At 72.2% G+C, this 16,748-nt stretch carries 15 protein-coding genes; 7 read left to right on the top strand and 8 right to left on the bottom strand.

Features of this window, described 5'->3' with window-relative positions; genetic code table 11:
• Positions 1-69 precede the first annotated feature (69 nt).
• Positions 70-2,307, bottom strand: a complete 2,238-nt coding sequence (gene recG / locus ACWIF2_RS26565; RefSeq protein ID WP_454363196.1) for an ATP-dependent DNA helicase RecG — start codon at positions 2,305-2,307, stop codon at positions 70-72.
• A gap of 189 nt (positions 2,308-2,496) precedes the next feature.
• Between recG and ACWIF2_RS26560 the strand changes: the two genes are divergently transcribed.
• Together ACWIF2_RS26560 and ACWIF2_RS26555 are read left to right on the top strand one after the other, a co-directional pair.
• Complete coding sequence (locus ACWIF2_RS26560; protein ID WP_454363211.1) at positions 2,497-4,335, top strand: HSP90 family protein; 1,839 nt, start codon at positions 2,497-2,499, stop codon at positions 4,333-4,335.
• On the top strand, positions 4,332-7,274 hold the full coding sequence (locus ACWIF2_RS26555; protein ID WP_454363195.1) for a tetratricopeptide repeat protein: 2,943 nt from the start codon (positions 4,332-4,334) through the stop codon (positions 7,272-7,274). The genes ACWIF2_RS26560 and ACWIF2_RS26555 overlap by 4 nt, the downstream gene beginning before the upstream one ends.
• A gap of 92 nt (positions 7,275-7,366) precedes the next feature.
• Here ACWIF2_RS26555 and ACWIF2_RS26550 read toward each other — a convergent pair whose 3' ends face one another.
• Entirely contained in the window at positions 7,367-9,097 is a 1,731-nt protein-coding gene (locus tag ACWIF2_RS26550; protein ID WP_454363194.1) for a DAK2 domain-containing protein, read from the bottom strand.
• A 246-nt stretch (positions 9,098-9,343) separates the two neighbouring features.
• Between ACWIF2_RS26550 and rpmB the strand changes: the two genes are divergently transcribed.
• On the top strand, positions 9,344-9,529 hold the full coding sequence (rpmB, locus tag ACWIF2_RS26545) for a 50S ribosomal protein L28 (RefSeq protein ID WP_003993230.1): 186 nt from the start codon (positions 9,344-9,346) through the stop codon (positions 9,527-9,529).
• 98 nt (positions 9,530-9,627) lie between these two features.
• Here rpmB and thiD read toward each other — a convergent pair whose 3' ends face one another.
• Both thiD and ACWIF2_RS26535 read right to left on the bottom strand, forming a co-directional pair.
• The gene (gene thiD / locus ACWIF2_RS26540; protein WP_454363193.1) at positions 9,628-10,419 is read right to left on the bottom strand and encodes a bifunctional hydroxymethylpyrimidine kinase/phosphomethylpyrimidine kinase; all 792 of its coding nucleotides are present in this window, start codon (positions 10,417-10,419) and stop codon (positions 9,628-9,630) included.
• A complete protein-coding gene (locus ACWIF2_RS26535) occupies positions 10,416-11,381 on the bottom strand; it encodes a thiamine-phosphate kinase (RefSeq protein ID WP_382496958.1) in 966 nt (321 codons plus the stop codon). The genes thiD and ACWIF2_RS26535 overlap by 4 nt, the downstream gene beginning before the upstream one ends.
• Positions 11,382-11,587: 206 nt before the next feature.
• Here ACWIF2_RS26535 and ACWIF2_RS26530 point away from each other — a divergent pair, with 206 nt between their 5' ends.
• Together ACWIF2_RS26530 and ACWIF2_RS26525 are read left to right on the top strand one after the other, a co-directional pair.
• Positions 11,588-11,821 (top strand): Lrp/AsnC family transcriptional regulator, encoded by a 234-nt coding sequence (locus ACWIF2_RS26530; protein WP_193481916.1) that lies wholly within the window; start codon positions 11,588-11,590, stop codon positions 11,819-11,821.
• 20 nt (positions 11,822-11,841) lie between these two features.
• Positions 11,842-12,360, top strand: coding sequence for a DUF3515 domain-containing protein (locus ACWIF2_RS26525; protein WP_454363192.1), 519 nt, complete (start codon positions 11,842-11,844; stop codon positions 12,358-12,360).
• A 24-nt stretch (positions 12,361-12,384) separates the two neighbouring features.
• Here the strand turns inward: ACWIF2_RS26525 and ACWIF2_RS26520 are convergent, their stop codons facing one another.
• From ACWIF2_RS26520 to ACWIF2_RS26510, 3 genes are read right to left on the bottom strand one after another with little or no spacing between them, the layout of a single operon-like run.
• Positions 12,385-13,542 carry a D-alanine--D-alanine ligase family protein gene (locus ACWIF2_RS26520; RefSeq protein WP_454363191.1) on the bottom strand — a complete coding sequence of 386 codons (1,158 nt, stop codon included), beginning with the start codon at positions 13,540-13,542 and terminating at the stop codon, positions 12,385-12,387.
• 59 nt (positions 13,543-13,601) lie between these two features.
• Positions 13,602-14,612, bottom strand: coding sequence for an NAD(P)H-dependent glycerol-3-phosphate dehydrogenase (locus tag ACWIF2_RS26515; RefSeq protein WP_454363190.1), 1,011 nt, complete (start codon positions 14,610-14,612; stop codon positions 13,602-13,604).
• On the bottom strand, positions 14,609-15,412 hold the full coding sequence (locus ACWIF2_RS26510) for a lysophospholipid acyltransferase family protein (protein ID WP_454363189.1): 804 nt from the start codon (positions 15,410-15,412) through the stop codon (positions 14,609-14,611). Before ACWIF2_RS26510 ends, ACWIF2_RS26515 begins: the two co-directional genes overlap by 4 nt.
• A 159-nt stretch (positions 15,413-15,571) precedes the next feature.
• Between ACWIF2_RS26510 and cofC the strand changes: the two genes are divergently transcribed.
• Both cofC and ACWIF2_RS26500 read left to right on the top strand, forming a co-directional pair.
• A complete protein-coding gene (gene cofC / locus ACWIF2_RS26505; protein WP_454363188.1) occupies positions 15,572-16,210 on the top strand; it encodes a 2-phospho-L-lactate guanylyltransferase in 639 nt (212 codons plus the stop codon).
• Between the two features lie 9 nt (positions 16,211-16,219).
• On the top strand, positions 16,220-16,423 hold the full coding sequence (locus ACWIF2_RS26500; RefSeq protein ID WP_184598572.1) for a hypothetical protein: 204 nt from the start codon (positions 16,220-16,222) through the stop codon (positions 16,421-16,423).
• 69 nt (positions 16,424-16,492) lie between these two features.
• Here the strand turns inward: ACWIF2_RS26500 and ACWIF2_RS26495 are convergent.
• On the bottom strand, positions 16,493-16,748 hold a 256-nt coding region (locus ACWIF2_RS26495), incomplete at its 5' end, for a histone H1-like repetitive region-containing protein (protein ID WP_454363187.1).

Below are 16,748 nucleotides of genomic sequence, written 5' to 3'. Positions count from 1 at the left end.
TCGTGGGCGGCTTCAGGTATCAGTGTGGCTGGTCGCGCAGTTCCCCGCGCCCCTTGAGGGCGACAACCATCACCCCTTTTCCAAGTACTGCTCCCTTTCCTCGTCCAGGAGGGCGTCCAGTGCCGTGCGCAGGGCCGGGAGGTGGGTCAGCTCCGGGTCGGCGGCCACCACTGCCGTCGCTTCCTCTCTCGCCTCCGCGATGATCTCCTCGTCCTCGATGACGGCGAGGACCTTCAGAGAGGTCCTGGCTCCGGACTGGGCCTGGCCCAGGACGTCGCCCTCTCGGCGTTGTTCCAGGTCGATGCGGGAGAGTTCGAAGCCGTCGAGGGTGGCGGCTACGGCGTTCAGGCGCTGGCGGGCCGCGCTCGCCTCGGGCATCTCGCTGACCAGGAGGCACAGGCCCGGCGCCGAGCCACGGCCTACGCGACCGCGCAGCTGGTGGAGCTGGGAGACGCCGAAGCGGTCGGCGTCCATGATCACCATGACGGTGGCGTTGGGGACGTTGACGCCGACCTCGATGACCGTCGTGGCGACCAGGACGTCGGTCTCCCCCGCGGCGAAGCGGCGCATGACCGCGTCCTTGTCGTCAGGCTGCATACGGCCGTGCAGGACCTCGACCCGCAGGCCCTGGAGGGGGCCCTTCGCCAGCTGGTCCGCCACATCCAGGACGGCGAGGGGCGGGCGCTTCTCGGCGGCGTCCTCCGGGGACTCGGCGGGCTTCTTCTTGCCGGACTTCTTGGGGTCGTCCTCCTCGTCGCCGATGCGGGGGCAGACGACGTACGCCTGATGGCCGTTGCCCACTTCCTCGCGGACCCGTTCCCACGCCCGGGCCAGGAAGTGGGGCTTTTCGGCGGCCGGGACGACATGGCTGGCGATCGGCGAGCGGCCGGCCGGGAGCTGGTCGAGGACGGAGGTCTCCAGGTCGCCGAAGACCGTCATGGCCACTGTGCGCGGGATGGGCGTGGCGGTCATGACCAGGAGGTGCGGGGGCTGTTTGCCCTTGCCGCGCAGGGCGTCGCGCTGCTCGACGCCGAAGCGGTGCTGTTCGTCGACCACGACCAGGCCCAGGTCGTGGAACCGCACCTTGTCCTCGATCAGCGCGTGCGTACCGATGACGACGCCGGCTTCGCCCGTGGTGAGGTCGAGCAGGGCGTGCCGGCGGGCGGCCGCACCCATGGAGCCGGTGAGCAGCACCACCTTGGTGGCCTGCTCGGCCCCGCCCAGCATGCCGCCCTCGGCCAGCTCGCCCATCATCTCGACGATGGACCTGTGGTGCTGCTGGGCGAGCACTTCGGTGGGCGCGAGCATGGCGGCCTGCCCGCCGGCGTCGACCACGGCGAGCATGGCGCGCAGGGCGACCATCGTCTTGCCCGATCCGACCTCCCCCTGCAACAGCCGGTGCATCGGATGGTCGGTGGCCAGGTCGTCGAAGATCTCCCTGGAGACGCGCTGCTGGCCGTCGGTGAGGGTGAAGGGGAGGCGGGCGTCGAAGGAGGCGAGGAGGCCGTCGGGGGTGGGCCTGCGGGGAACCGCCGGGAGTTGGGCGTCGGCGTGGCGGCGGCGGGCCAGGGCGACCTGGAGGACGAAGGCCTCGTCCCACTTGAGACGGGCGCGGGCTTCCTCGATGTCCGCCTTGGTGTGCGGGCGGTGGATCTTCAGCAGGGCCTCGGGGAGGGGGACCAGGCCGCGGCCCTGGCGCAGGGAGTCCGGCAGCGGGTCGACGGCCTCCTGGGCCGTGGGCAGGACCGTCTGGAGCGCCTTGCCGATCTTCCAGGACTCCAGCTTGGCGGTGGCGGGGTAGATGGGGATCAGTGCGCCGGCCCAGGTCTCGACGGACTCGTCGGGGTCGTCAGCGTTGCCGCGCAGCAACTCGTAGGCTGGATGGGCGAGTTGCAGGCGACGGTTGAAGACGGAGACCTTGCCCGCGAACATCGCGCGGGTGCCCGGCAGGAGTTCCTTGTGGGGCTTGTGAACGCCGTGGCCGAAGAAGACCAGTTGGAGGCGGCCGCTGCCGTCCGTGATGGTGACCTCCAGGCGCTGGCCCTTGCCGCGCGGGGCCTTGGCGGAGGCGAAGGTGTGCAGGCGGGCGTCGGCGACCTGGGCGACCACCGTGACGTGCTCGTCCATGGGGAGCTCGGCGAGGTGGGTGAGCTGGCCGCGCTCCTCGTATCTGCGCGGGTAGTGGTGGAGGAGGTCTCCGACGGTGAGCAGGCCGAGGTGCTCGGCCATCACCTTCGCGGTGGCGGGGCCGAGCACCGACTTCAGCGGTTGTTTCAGCGGTTCTTCCAGTGCGGGCACGAGATCCATTGCACACCACACCACTGACATCGCCGTAGAGGCCGCGGCGGACGTTGCCGTATACGTCCCGGAAATCCCTGGTCAGACGGCTGGTTCGGGCCTTAGGATGGCGCGCTCCCGGCCCTTCTTCGCGGTCACCGCCCCACCGGGACCGCCCGACCCCGCGCCGTCGCGAGTCCCCCCATCGGCGCCGTGATGATGGATTCCGAGACCTCACAGGCTTCCCAGGCACCCCGTTCGCCCCAGTCACCTCATACGTTCCAGGTCGACCTGCGTGGTCTGGTGGACCTGCTCTCCCACCACCTCTACTCCAGTCCCAAGGTGTATCTGCGCGAGCTGCTGCAGAACGCGGTGGACGCCATCACCGCCAGACGCGCGGCCGAGCCCGACGCCCCGGCCCGGGTGCGGTTGACCGCGCGGGGCGGCACGCTCCGGGTCGAGGACACCGGCGTGGGGCTCTCCGAGGCGGACGTGCACAGCCTGCTCGCCACGATCGGGCGCAGTTCCAAGCGTGCCGAGGGGCTTCAGGAGGCCAGGTCCGACTTCCTCGGGCAGTTCGGCATCGGGCTGCTGGCCTGTTTCGTCGTCGCCGAGCGGATCCACGTCGTCAGCCGCAGCGCCCGTACGCCCGGGGCGCCGCCCGTGGAGTGGACGGCCCGGGACGACGGTTCGTACACCGTGCGGACACTGCCGGACGCCGAGCGGCCCGAACCGGGCACGACCGTGCATCTGGTGGCCCGGGCGGGGGCGGCGGAGTGGCTCACGCCCGAGCGTGTCGCGGCCCTGGCACGGGATTTCGGTTCGCTGCTGCCGTACGACGTCCGGGTGGGCGACGAGGCGGTCACCGACCTGCCTGCGCCCTGGGACCGTTCGTATCCGAGCCCGGCCACCCGCCGTGTCGCCCTCGCCCGGCACTGCCACGACCTGTTCGGCTTCACCCCGTTGGACACGATCGACCTGGCCGTGCCGCTGGCCGGCATCCGCGGGGTGGCGTATGTGCTGCCCTCGGCGGTCAGCCCGGCCCAGCGCGCGGGGCATCGCGTGCATCTCAAGGGCATGCTGCTGACCGAGCGGGCCGAGCAGCTGCTGCCCGACTGGGCGTTCTTCGTGCGCTGTGTGCTCGACACGGACAGCCTGCGACCGACGGCCTCGCGGGAGTCGCTGTACGAGGACGAGACGCTGGCCGCCGTACGGGAGGCGCTGGGCGAGCGGATCCGCCAGTGGCTGACGGGCCTGGCGGCCGGTGATCCGGAACGGCTGGCCGCGTTCCTGTCGGTGCACCACCTGGGTGTGAAGTCGCTGGCCCGGCACGACCGCGAGATGCTGCGCACGATGCTGCCGTGGCTGCCCTTCGAGACGACCGACGGGCGGCTGTCCTTGGAGGAGTTCGCGCAGCGGCACCCGGTGGTGCACTTCACGCGGACCGTCGAGGAGTACCGGCAGGTCGCGCCGATCGCGTCCGCGCAGGGCATCGGCGTGATCAACGGCGGCTACACGTACGACAGCGAGCTGGTGGAGGCCTTGCCGTCGGTGCGGCCGGGGACCGTGGTCGCCGAGCTGGACGCGGACACGGTGACCGCCCATCTGGACGACGTCGACCCGGCCGAGGAGCTGGCCCTCTCGGACTTCCTGGCGTCGGCGCGGGCCCGGCTCGACCAGCTGGGCTGCGATGTGGTGCTGCGGGCCTTCCACCCGCTCTCGGTGCCCGCGCTGCACCTCGACGACCGGGACGCCCGGCACGAACAGGCCCGGGCCGATGCCGAGGCTCAGGCCGACGACCTGTGGGCGGGCATCCTCGGCTCCCTGCGCGGCAGTGCTCCACGCGCGCGCCTGGTGCTCAACCACCTCAATCCGCTGGTCCGGCGGATCAGCGCGCTGCACGACCCGGAGCTGATCGGCACGGCTACGGAGTCGCTGTACGGTCAGGCGTTGCTGATGGCGCAGCGGCCGCTCAGGCCCGCCGATTCGGCGCTGCTCAACCGCGCGTTCATCGGTCTCCTGGAGTGGGCCACGCACAGCGAGGACGGTCAGGCATGAGTGAGATCACCGACTTCGACGCACTGCGCCGGGCGATGGCGGAGAACTCCGACGAGCCGGAGGGGCCCGCCCGCAACGCGCGCGCGGAGGAGCTGCTGACGGCGGCCGAGAAGCTGAACATCCCGCTCGCCGTGATCGAGGCCCTCGGGCACCAGCTGAAGGTCTACAACTACAGCTCCGAGAAGGGGAAGATGTTCGTCCCCTTCGCCCGCCTGCTGCGCCTGTGGGACGAACACCCCGAGGACTTCGACGAGTACGAGACCCACTCGCTGCACTGGGTCTTCAAGTGGGTGTCGTCCGGCATGCTCGACCAGCCGCACATCCCGCTCGCGTCGATCGAGAAGTGGCTCGGCGAGATGGAGCACCGCTACCGGCTCGCCGGGCACTCCGAGCGGGCCGTGCGCAGCGCCGAGCACAGCGTGGCCGCCCATGTCGGGGACATCGCGCGGGCCGAGCGGGCGTACGCCGCGTGGCTGGCGGCCGACCGGGACAGCATGGCCGACTGCCACGCGTGCGAGCTGCACGGGCAGGGCTGGTGGCAGGCGGAACGGGGCCGGGACGCGCAGGCCGTGGAGCTGTGGCGGCCGGTGCTGGAGGGCGAGTACGCCTGCGCCCACGAGCCGCACACGGCCCTCGCCTCCTCCCTGGTGCCGCTGCTGCGGCTGGGTCGTCTGGACGAGGCACGCGCGCACCATCTGCGGGGCTTCCGGCTCGTACGGCCCATGGAGAGCATGCGCGGCGCGTACGCCGAGCACGTGGAGTTCTGCGCGCTGACCGGCAACGAGGCGCGCGGTCTGGAACTGCTCGCGGAGCGGCCCGCGTACTTCACGGACGACGGGCAGCCGCAGAGCAAGCTGGACTTCATGAGCGTGGTGGCCCTGCTCATGGACCGTCTGACCGGCCTCGGTCTCGGCGACCGGCAGGTGCCGGGCCCGGCCGGCCGGGAGTGGACCGCCCGGGAACTGGCCACGCACGCGCGTGCGGAGACCCTCGCGCTGGCGGCGCGCTTCGACGAGCGCAACGGCACGGCATATGTCAGTGAGCGGGCACGCGCGCGTATGGCGCGGCAACCCCTGGTGGAGCGGCTGCCGCTGGGCGTGCGGTCGGTGCGGACGGTCCCTCCGCCCGCTCCCCCGGCCGTGCCGGCCGCGGTCACCGGGCAGCCGGATCTGCCCGCCCTGCTGGCCGAGGCACGGCGGCTGTCGGACACCCTGCGGCCGGGGGCCGTGGAGGCGTGGGCGGCGGTCGCCGGGGCCGCGGAGGGCGTCGAGCTGGACCCGCGCGACCGGGCCGAGATCGCGGACCACGAGGCCATGGGCCTCGGTCCCGGGGGTGCCGCGCTCTTCGAGCGGGCCGCCGGGCTGTACGCGGAGGCGGGCGATCCGGGCGAGGCCCTGGCGGCACGCGCGCGTGCGGCCTACGTACGCGCTCTCGGGGGCGAGGTGGCAGACGCGGTCACAGCCGTGGCCGGCCCGTACGACGAGATTCTCGCGCTGCACGCCGCCGGCGGCACGGGCCTGCGGCAGACGGCGTCCGTCCTGATGGGCCGGGCCCGGATCCTGATGCGCCGGGCGCACGCGGCCGAGGGGCCCGGGACGGAGGCGGTGCTCGCCGAGGCCGAAGCCGCGGTCCGCGAGGTCCTGGCGCTCGTCGACGGGCGGACCGGGGAGGACGTACGGCTGGCCGCGCGGGCCGCCGAGGCGCAGGCGATGCTCGGCGAGCTGGCGGGACTGGCCGGGGATCTGAAGTCGGCGGCGGAGCTGTTCGCGCGGGGCGCGGCGGCGTTCGTCGCGGCGGGGCTGCCCTGGTTCGCGGTGGAGTACGAGGCCCGGCTGGCCTCCCTGGCACACCACCTCGACGACATGGCGGAGGCGGAAAGAGCGCTTCGGGCGGCCCTGGAGCACGGCGGGCCGCAGCTGGAGGCGCCCGGCCGGGCGCAGCTGCACCTCCAGCTCGCCGAGGTCGTCGGCGGCCGGGGCGAGGCCGTGGAGGCCGCGGAACACGCCCTGCAGGCGGCGCACTGGGCCGACGAGGCGGGCGAGAGCGCGACGCTGGGTGCCTGGGCACGGCAGCAGCTCGGCGGGTTCCTGCTGCGGCAGGAGCGGTGGGCCGAGGCGGCCGAGGTGCTGGAGTCGGCGCTGCCCGATCTGACCGCCGAGACACACGGTGACGGGGCGGTCGTGCAGACGCAGTGGTGGCTCGGCGACTGCCTGAGCGAACTCGGCGAGCACCGCGCGGCGGCCGAACGGCGGCTGCAGGCGGCCGAGATCGCCCGGCACTGGCCCGAGCAGGGCGACCACGCCACTCTCGCCCATCTGGCCGGTGAGTCGCTCGGGCAGGCCGGGCTGGCCGCCGAGGCGGACCGGGCCTACACACGCGCGGGCGACCTGTGGCGCGAACTCGGCAACACCCACGGGCTGGTCCGCTCCCTGCGCGCCCGCGCCTGGCTGGCGTTGCACGAGCGGGACGGGCAGGAGAAGGCACGCGGCCTGATGGCGGGCGCCGTGCGGGATTGCGAGGCGGCGCGGGACACGGCCGCCGACGAGGAGTCCCGGCTCCGGCTCACGGCCGAACTCGGCCACACCCACCGGCAGTTCGGCGACCTGCTGGCCCGCTCAGTCTCCGAGGACGTCGAAGACGCCTCGACCCGGGCCGTGCTGGAGGAGGCCCTGTCCCAAGTGGTCCGGTCGGTAGCGGTGTTCGCCTCCCTCGGGGACGGCGCCCTGCACAGCCGCACCGGCGCCGAGCTGGCCGCGGGCCGGCTGGAGGCCGACCTGGGCCGATCGGCCGAGGCCGTGGCACGCGCGCGTGCGGTGCTGGCGGCGTACGAGGGACACGACGGCTCCGACGGCACGGGAGCCGTCGAGGACCAGGAGGTGCGGGCCCGGCGGGCGGAGGCGGGGCACATGCTCCAGGCCGTGGCGGAGCGGCAGGGCTGAGGTCCGGTCCTCTTCCACGCCGATCCGGTCCTGCTCCACGCCGATCCGGTCCTGCTCCACGCCGATCCGGTGCTACTGGAGGCCGGCCCGGCTTACTCCACGCCGATGAGGAGCAGGGCTCCTTGCCGTCCGCCCCGGTAGACGACCGTGTCGACGGCGAGGTAGCCCTCGCGGACCCGGCCCTCCAGGTGCTCGGCGATCGCCTCGGGGGCGTCGTCACCGAGGACCAGGGTGACCATCTCGCCCCCGGCCGCGAGCATCCGGTCCAGGACGGTCCCGGCGGTGGCCGCGATGTCCGCGCCGATCACGGCCACGTCGCCGTCGATCAGGCCGAGGACGTCGCCGGCCTGGCAGATGCCGGCCATCGTCCAGGACTGTCGCTCGGCGACGGTGACCTCGGCGTAGCGGGTCGCGCCGGCCGCCGAGGTCATCGACACCACGTCCTCGTCGAAGCGGCGCTCCGGCTCGTGCACGGCCAGTGCCGCGATGCCCTGGACCGCCGAGCGGGTCGGGATGAGGGCCACGCGGATGCCCTCCGTACGGGCCTGCTCGGCCGCCGCCGCGGCGGTGTGACGCAGTTCGGCGTCGTTGGGCAGCAGCACGACCTCGCGCGCGTGGGCCCGCCGTACGGCCTGTACGAGCTCGCCACTCGCGGGCGGCTCCCCGGGGCGTGCGAGCACGGTGGTCGCGCCGGCCTCGGTGTACAGCCCGGCCAGGCCCTCGCCGGGCACGACGGCCACGACGGCGCGCTGGGCCCGTTCCCGGGGCGGCCGCTCGGCGCCGGTGGTGTGCACGTCGCCGGCGCCGAAGTGCGTGATGCGGATCCGGTAGGGCCGCCCCGCCTCGATGCCGGCCTCGACGGCGGCGCCCGCGTCGTCGACATGGACATGGACGTTCCACAGCCCGTCACCGCCGACCACGACGAGGGAGTCCCCGAGGGCGTCGAGCCGCTCCCGCAATCGCGTAACGGCCGCGTCCTCGGCCTCCAGGAGGTAGATCACCTCGAAGGCGGGGCCGTCGCGGCCCGGAACGGCGGCGCTGTCGGCGCACTCGTGGAGTCCCTCGTCCGAGCCGAGGTGCGCCCTGACCGGACCCCCCTCGGCCACCACTCCCCCGGACGCCCTGGCCCCCGGCACGCTCACCACCCCCGCAGCCACCACCCGCGGCGTCTCCCCCGTGAACGTCTCCACCAGCGCCCCGAGCACCGCCACCAGCCCTCGCCCACCGGCGTCGACCACCCCGGCGCGTTCCAGGACGGGCAGCTGGCCGGGGGTCGCGGCGAGGGCCGTGCGCGCTCCCTCGTAGGCCGCCCGGGCCACCTTCCCGCAGTCGCCCTCGGCACCGTCCGCGGCGTCGGCGGCGGCCGAGGCGACCGTGAGGACGGTGCCCTCGACGGGGTGGGCCACGGCCTGGCGGGCGGAGTCGGCCGCGTGCCGCAGGGCGAGCCGCAGGGCCTGGCCGTCGGCGTGGGCGGCCTCGTCGTCGGCCAGCACCTGGGCCATGCCGCGCAGCAGCTGGGCGAGGATGGTCCCGGAGTTCCCGCGGGCACCGATGAGCGCCCCGTGCGCCATCGCCCGGGCGGCATCGGCGAAGGTCGGCCCCTCGGGACCCGCCCCCGCCGCATGGCCCGCGAACACCGCCTCGACCGCGGCGACCGCGGACTCCACGGTCAGATACAGGTTCGTGCCGGTGTCCCCGTCCGCCACGGGGTAGACGTTGATCGCGTCGATCTCCTCACGCGCCCGCCCCAGCGTCTCGAGAGCGAGACCGCACCAGGTGCGCACCGCGAGAGCATCGAAGAACGTCTGCGGCACCTGCGCCACTGCGCCTCCCTCTGCTGCTGGACGTGGCACGCAGCGTAGTCTCCGGGACGGCCTCCACCGGAAGCGGGCAGGTGAGACCACCGCCCGACCATGGTAGTTTCGTTGTCCTGGGGCAGTCGTTGTATGCTGCTCCGGTTGCCCGATCCCAATCGGGCCATTCCCCTGGCAGCGCCACTCAGATCCTTGATCCTGATCCCGGCATGCCGGGATCAACCGTAAGTGCATCTGAAGTCTTTGGAGTGACCCGTGGCTGCCAACTGCGACGTCTGCGGCAAGGGGCCGGGCTTCGGCAACAACATCTCGCACTCGCACCGCCGTACGTCCCGCCGCTGGAACCCGAACATCCAGCGTGTGCGTACCGTGGTGGGCGGGACGCCGAAGCGCGTGAACGCTTGCACCTCGTGCATCAAGGCCGGCAAGGTCTCGCGCTGACGCTCAGCTAGCGCGCGGCCACTGCTGGTTCGCTTGAAGAGCCGGTCCACCTCAGGTGGACCGGCTCTTTGACGTGTCTGAGCGCCGCACCTGAGCGGCTACGCGTCCCCGCGGAACCGCCAGCCGTGATCGACCGGCCCGATACCCCCGCCGAGCGCGAAGCCGGCCGCGACGGCCCCCGTGACGTACTCCTTGGCCGCCGTCACCGCCTCCGGCACCGACCGCCCCTTCGCGAGCTGAGAGGCGATCGCGGAGGCCAGGGTGCAACCCGTCCCGTGCGTGTGCCGGTTGTCATGGCGCGGCGCCCGCAGCCAGTGCTCCTCGGAGCCGTCGGTGAGCAGATCCACGGCGTCCCCGGGCAGATGCCCGCCCTTGATCAGCACCCAGCGCGGCCCGTACGCGAGCACGGCCGCCGCGGCCCGCCGCAGCTGCTCCTCCGACTCGACCCGCACCCCCGTCAGCTGGGCCACCTCGTCGAGGTTCGGGGTGGCGACCGTCGCCACCGGCAGCAGCTTCGTACGGACGGAGTCCAGCGCCGAGGCGGCGAGCAGGGAGTCGCCGTGCTTGGAGACGCCCACCGGGTCGACGACCGCCGGGGCGTCCGTCCCCGCGAGCAACTCGGCCACCGCCTCCACGAGTTCCGCGGAGGCCAGCATCCCGGTCTTGACCGCCTGGACGCCGATGTCGTCGACGACACTGCGGTACTGGGCCCGTACGGCCTCCACGGGCAGCTCCCAAGCCCCCTGCACGCCGAGGGAGTTCTGCGCCGTCACCGCCGTGACGACGCTCATGCCGTGCACGCCGAGCGCGAGCATCGTCTTCAGGTCGGCCTGGATGCCGGCGCCTCCGCCGGAGTCTGAGCCTGCCACGGTGAGGACGTTGGGGATCATGACTCTATGTCTCCGAAGTGGTCCCAGCCGCCCTTGCTGGTCCACGGCGCCCCGTCGACCGTGACCTGGGGCAGCGCCGAGGGGTTGAGGACCTCACCGATGACCTTCCAGCGGGCGGGCAGCTTCACGTCCGAGGGGAACGTCGCCACGATCGCGTGGTCCTCTCCCCCGGTCAGCACCCACTGCATGGGGTCGACGCCGACGGCCTGCCCGATGTCGTTCATCTGGGTCGGGATGTCGATCGCCCCGGAGCGGATGTCGATCCGCACCTTGCTGGCCTCGGCGATGTGACCGAGGTCGGCGATCAGCCCGTCGCTCACATCGCACATCGCCGTCGCCCCGAGCCCGGCGGCGGCCGGACCCGCGTGATAGGGCGGCTCGGGACGCCGATGGGCCTCCACGAACGCGCGCGGCGAGCGGAACCCCCGCGACAGCACCGCGTACCCGGCCGCCGACCAGCCCAGCCAGCCGGTCACCGCGACGAGGTCGCCGGGCTGCGCGCCCGCCCGCGTCACCGGCTCCTGGTTGCGCAGATCGCCGAGCGCCGTGATCGACACCATGATCGAGTCGCCGCGTACGACGTCACCGCCGACCACGGCGGCTCCGGCGACCTGGCACTCGTCGCGCAGGCCGTCCATCAGCTCGCTCGGCCAGGTCACCGGCAGGTCGGCCGGGACGACCAGACCGAGCAGCAGCGCGGTCGGTACGGCACCCATGGCGGCGATGTCGGCGAGGTTCTGCGCGGCCGCCTTGCGGCCCACGTCGTAGGCCGTCGACCAGTCCCGGCGGAAGTGCCGGCCCTCCACCAGGATGTCCGTACTGGCCACGACCCGGCGATCGGGCGCGGCCACCACGGCGGCGTCGTCGCCGGGGCCGACCCGGACCGCCGGGGTGGTGGTCAGACGGGAGGTGAGCTCCCTGATGAGCCCGAACTCACCGAGCTCACCAACAGTGCCCTTCATTGCCCGTTCTCCCCTTCTGTCCCTGTCCATGCCCGGTAGCGAGGCATCTCGGGCCTCGCTACGGTCGAAGTGACCGTCAAGTTCTGCCGGACCCGCACCCCGGCGCGCAAGACCCGGTCCCCACGGGTCTCCCCGTGGTGAGCGGCGACGCGATACCGTGGCGTTCCTTTTCCCCACATGATCCTCGTGGCCGCCCTGGAGGTTCCGTGGTACAGGCGTACATCCTGATCCAGACGGAGGTCGGCAAGGCGTCGACCGTCGCCGAGACGATCAGCAAGATCCCTGGGGTCGTCCAGGCCGAGGACGTGACAGGACCGTACGACGTCATCGTGCGGGCCCAGGCCGACACCGTCGACGATCTCGGTCGTCTGGTGGTCGCCAGGGTCCAGCAGGTGGACGGCATCACCCGCACCCTGACCTGCCCGGTCGTCCATATCTAGCCCCCGTCTACCCTGTGCCGGTGAACTCTTTCCGTCACCGGCACCGTTCTGTCTTCCGCATGTTCCGCCTGCCCGCTCTCGCGCTGTTGATCACTGTCGCGGGCTGCTCCTCAGCAGACGACAGCGCGTCGGCGGCGGTTCCCAGTCCGGGCGCCAAGGCCGTGGAACTGTGCCGGAACCTGGACAAGGTACTGCCCGCGAAGGTGGACGGTGAGCGCCGCGAGGATCCCGAGCCCGCGTCCGCGCTGACGGCGGGCTGGGGCAGCCCGGCGATCATACTGCGCTGCGGTGTTCCGCAGCCGCCGAAGATGATCGACCCGAAGGTGGCGGACGGACGTGATCCGGACGCGGTAGCCGGTGGTGTGAACGGGGTGGACTGGCTGATGGAGGAGCGGGGCGACGGGGGGCACGTCTTCACCACCGCCAACCGCGAGGTGTACGTGGAAGTACGCGTGCCGGACGGGCCGGACAGCTCCGGGGTGCTGATCGATCTGGCCGCCGCTGTGAAAAAGGCGATCCCCGAGGGGATCGCCTCCTGACACCTCCCGCGACGGGCGGTCGATTCAGCGCAGGCCCGTCGAACGGCCAAGTGCCGCCTGCACCAGGCGGTCCACCAGCTCCGGGTAGGACACCCCGCTCGCCTGCCACATCTGCGGGTACATCGAGATGGGCGTGAAGCCGGGCATCGTGTTGATCTCGTTGATCACGAACTCGCCGTCCTCGGTGAGGAAGAAGTCCGCGCGGACCAGGCCCTCGCAGGACGCCGCCTCGAAGGCGTCGACCGCCAGGCGCTGCACCTCGGCCGTCTCCTGCGGCGACAGGGGCGCGGGCACGATCCCCGGCGTCGAGTCGATGTACTTGGCCTCGAAGTCGTAGTACGCGTGCGCCTCGGGAGTGGGGATCTCGGCGGGGGCGGAGGCCCGGGGGCCGTCCTCGAACTCCAGGACGCCGCACTCGATCTCGCGGCCGCGCAGCGCGGCCTCCACGAGGATCTTCGGGTCGTGCCGCTGGGCCTCGGCGATCGCCTCGTCGAGTCCGGAGAGGTCGTCGACCTTGGTGATGCCGATCGACGAACCGGCACGCGCGGGCTTCACGAAGAGCGGCCAGCCGTGCTCGCCGGCGAAGTCCACGATCCTCTTGCGGGCGGCGGTCTCGTCCCGCTCCCACTCGCGCGGGCGGACCACCACGTACGGGCCCACCTTGAGCCCGAAGGAGGTGAACACCCGCTTCATGTACTCCTTGTCCTGGCCGACGGCCGAGGCGAGCACACCCGAACCCACGTACGGGACGCCGGAGAGCTCCAGGAGGCCCTGGAGGGTGCCGTCCTCGCCGTACGGACCGTGCAGCACCGGGAAGACCACGTCGACCTCGCCGAGCGCCTTGGGAACCGATCCCGGCTCGCTGTAGACGACTTCGCGGTTGGCCGGGTCGACCGGGAGGATCACTCCGCCCTCGTCCGACTCGGCGAGCGCGTCGACACTCGGCGGGCGCCGGTCGACGATCGCCATCCGCTCCGGTTCGTCCGCCGTGAGCGCCCAACGGCCGTCCTGGGTGATGCCGATCGGCAGGACGTCGTACTTGGTCCGGTCGATGGCCTTGAGGACGGCGCCGGCGGTGACCACGGAGATCCCGTGTTCGGAGCTGCGCCCGCCGAACACGACGGCCACACGCGGCTTGCGAGGCGGCTGCTCGGGGCTCTGGGGGAGGTTCTCGGTGCTCATATCGGGTTGAGAGTACCCGTTGGTAGGGCCGCGATACAGCGCCCCCGGCGTCGCGTCGCTCAGCGTCGTTCGGGCTTCGCGCTGCGCGACATCAGCTCCTTGAGGGCCACCACCGGAGGCTTGCCCTCGTGCACGATTTCGACGACCGTCTCGGTGATCGGCATGTCGACTCCGTGCCGGCGGGCCAGATCCAGCACCGACTCGCAGGACTTGACGCCCTCGGCGGTCTGCTTGGTGACCGCGATGGTCTCCTGCAGGGTCATGCCCTTGCCGAGGTTGGTGCCGAAGGTGTGGTTGCGGGACAGCGGCGAGGAACAGGTGGCCACCAGGTCGCCCAGGCCCGCGAGTCCGGAGAAGGTCAGCGGGTCGGCGCCCAGGGCCATGCCGAGCCGGGTCGTCTCGGCGAGACCGCGGGTGATGAGCGAGCCCTTGGCGTTGTCGCCGAGGCCCATGCCGTCCGCGATGCCGACGGCCAGCCCGATGACGTTCTTCACCGCGCCGCCGAGTTCACAGCCGACGACGTCGGTGTTGGTGTACGGGCGGAAGTACGGCGTGTGGCAGGCGGCCTGGAGCCGCTGGGCGACGGCCTCGTCGGTGCAGGCGACCACGGCGGCGGCAGGCATCCGCGCGGCGATCTCCCGGGCCAGGTTGGGCCCGGTGACCACGGCGATGCGGTCCGGGCCGACCTTGGCGACGTCGTCGATGACCTCGCTCATCCGCATCGCGGAGCCGAGTTCGACGCCCTTCATCAGCGACACGAGGACCGTGTGCGGGGCGAGCAGCGGGCTCCACTCGGCGAGGTTGCCGCGCAGGGTCTGTGAGGGGACCGAGAGGACCGTGAAGTCGGCGTCCGCCGCGGCTTCCGCGGGATCCGTGGTGGCCCGTACGTTCTCCGGCAGCGCGACGCCCGGGAAGTAGTCGGGATTGGTCCGGGTGGAGTTGATCGCCTCCACGAGCTCCGGACGGCGCCCCCACAGGGTGACCTCGCACCCCGCGTCGGCGAGCACCATGCCGAACGCCGTACCCCACGAACCGGCGCTCAGGACCGCCGCCTTGACCGGCTTGCTCACTTGCCCAGCCCCTCTTCCTGCGCCGACTGCACCGACTGCACCGATTCCTGCCCGCCCCGCTCTGTCTGCGCCTGGGTGCGGCGCCGCTGTTCGATCCGTTCCCGGCGCGGGTCGTAGGGCGTGGCGGGCGCCTTCTCCCCGCGGATCTCCTCCAGCTGACCGGTCACGGCGGCCATGATGACCTCGGTGGCCTCCTTCAGGAGATCCGCGGTCATCTCCTGGTCGTAGAACCGCGTCAGGTCCACCGGCGGCCCGGCCAGCACGCGGTGCGTCTTGCGCGGCAGGAGGTGCGGCTTCTTCGCGTACGGCGGCAGCAGCTCGTTGCAGCCCCACTGGGCGACGGGGATCACCGGGCACTTGGTCTCCAGGGCGACGCGCGCCGCCCCGGTCTTGCCGGTCATGGGCCAACCTTCCGGGTCGCGGGTGAGCGTGCCCTCGGGATAGAAGGCGACGCATTCACCGCGGTTCACGGCGTCGATCGCGGCCCGGAAAGCGCTGAGCGCGTCCGTGCTCTCGCGGTAGACGGGGATCTGCCCGGTTCCCCGCATCGCGGCCCCGACGAATCCGCTCTTGAAAAGGCCGCTCTTCGCGAGGAATCGCGGGACGCGCCCGGTGTTGTACTGAAAGTGCGCGTAAGCGAAGGGATCAATGTGCGAATTGTGGTTCACCGCGGTGATAAATCCACCGTCGGCCGGAATGTGCTCGATTCCGCGCCAGTCCCGCCTGAGCAGAACCACCAGCGGCGGTTTGCAGATCACCGCAGCGAAGCGGTACCAGAAGCCGATTCTGCGGCGGGGCACGCGGACACCTTCCTCTAGGGCCTGAAGCGGGGGCCACCGGGGGGCCGCACAAGTGTCGCCCCAGGCCGCCGGTCTGTCGAGAACACCGTACGCCCCGACCCGCCCGCCGCCCGATGCCCCGGGTGACAATGACCGCGACAAGAGAGGGACGGAACACCTGTGCAGTGGACGTTGGTCGTACCCCTGAAACCCCTGGCCCAGGCCAAGAGCAGGCTTGCGGACACCGCGGACGACGGGCTGCGGCCGGGCCTGGCGCTCGCCTTCGCCCAGGACACCGTGACGGCGGCGCTGGCCTGTCCCGCGGTACGGGATGTGGCAGTCGTCACGGACGACGCCCGGGCGGGCCGTGAGCTGGCCGTACTCGGCGCCGCGATCATCCCCGACGAGCCGGGAAGCGGCCTCAACGCCGCTCTCGCACACGGGGCGGCGATCATACGGTCCACTCGCCCCGGAAGTCCGGTGGCCGCGCTCAACGCCGATCTTCCGGCACTGCGCCCGCCGGAATTGACTCAGGTACTCGACGCGGCCTCTGAATTCCCGCGCGCATTTCTCCCGGACGCGGCAGCAATCGGAACGACCCTGCTGGCCGCCGCCCCGGGCCGTGAATTGCTCCCGGCCTTCGGCACCGATTCCCGGGCCCGGCACCGTGCGTCCGGGGCAGTGGAACTGGGCCTCGCCGACGTGGATTCCGTACGCCAGGACGTGGACACCGGCGACGACCTGCGCAACGCGCTGGCCCTGGGGGTCGGTCCTCATACGGCCGCGGCCGCCGCGCGGTTGCTGATCCCCGGGCAGTAGGCTGCGGCCATGCAGGCGACCGCTTATACGTACGACCCCGAAAGCCGCAGCGGGCAGGTGCTCCTGGACGACGGCACCCCGGTGCCCTTCGACGCGCCGGCGTTCGACGCGGGGGGTCTCAGGCTGCTGCGCCCGGGGCAGCGCGTGCGTATCGAGGTGGAAGGCGCGAAGGACGACCTCAGGATCACTCTGGTGACACTGCAGACCCTCTGACCTCTGCTTGAACACGCCGCGGGCCGGACTCCATGCGGGAGTCCGGCCCGTCGTGAGTACCCGGCGCCCTTACTTCTTGCGGGCGGTGGTCTTCTTGGCGGTGGTCTTGCGCGCCGTCGACTTCTTGGCCGGCGCCTTCTTGGCCGTGGCCTTCTTCGCCGGGGCCTTCTTGGCGGTGGTCTTCTTCGCGGCGGTGCTCTTGGCGGTCGCCGTGGTCTTCTTGGCGGGCGCCTTCTTCGCCGTCGTCTTCTTCGCGGCCGCCGTCTTCGTGGTCGCCTTCTTCGCCGTCGTCTTCTTCGCGGTGGTCTTCTTCGCCGCGGCCTTC

It is taken from the genome of Streptomyces sp. NPDC055506 (assembly GCF_053643595.1).
This window is presented reverse-complemented; position numbering and strand designations above follow the sequence as displayed.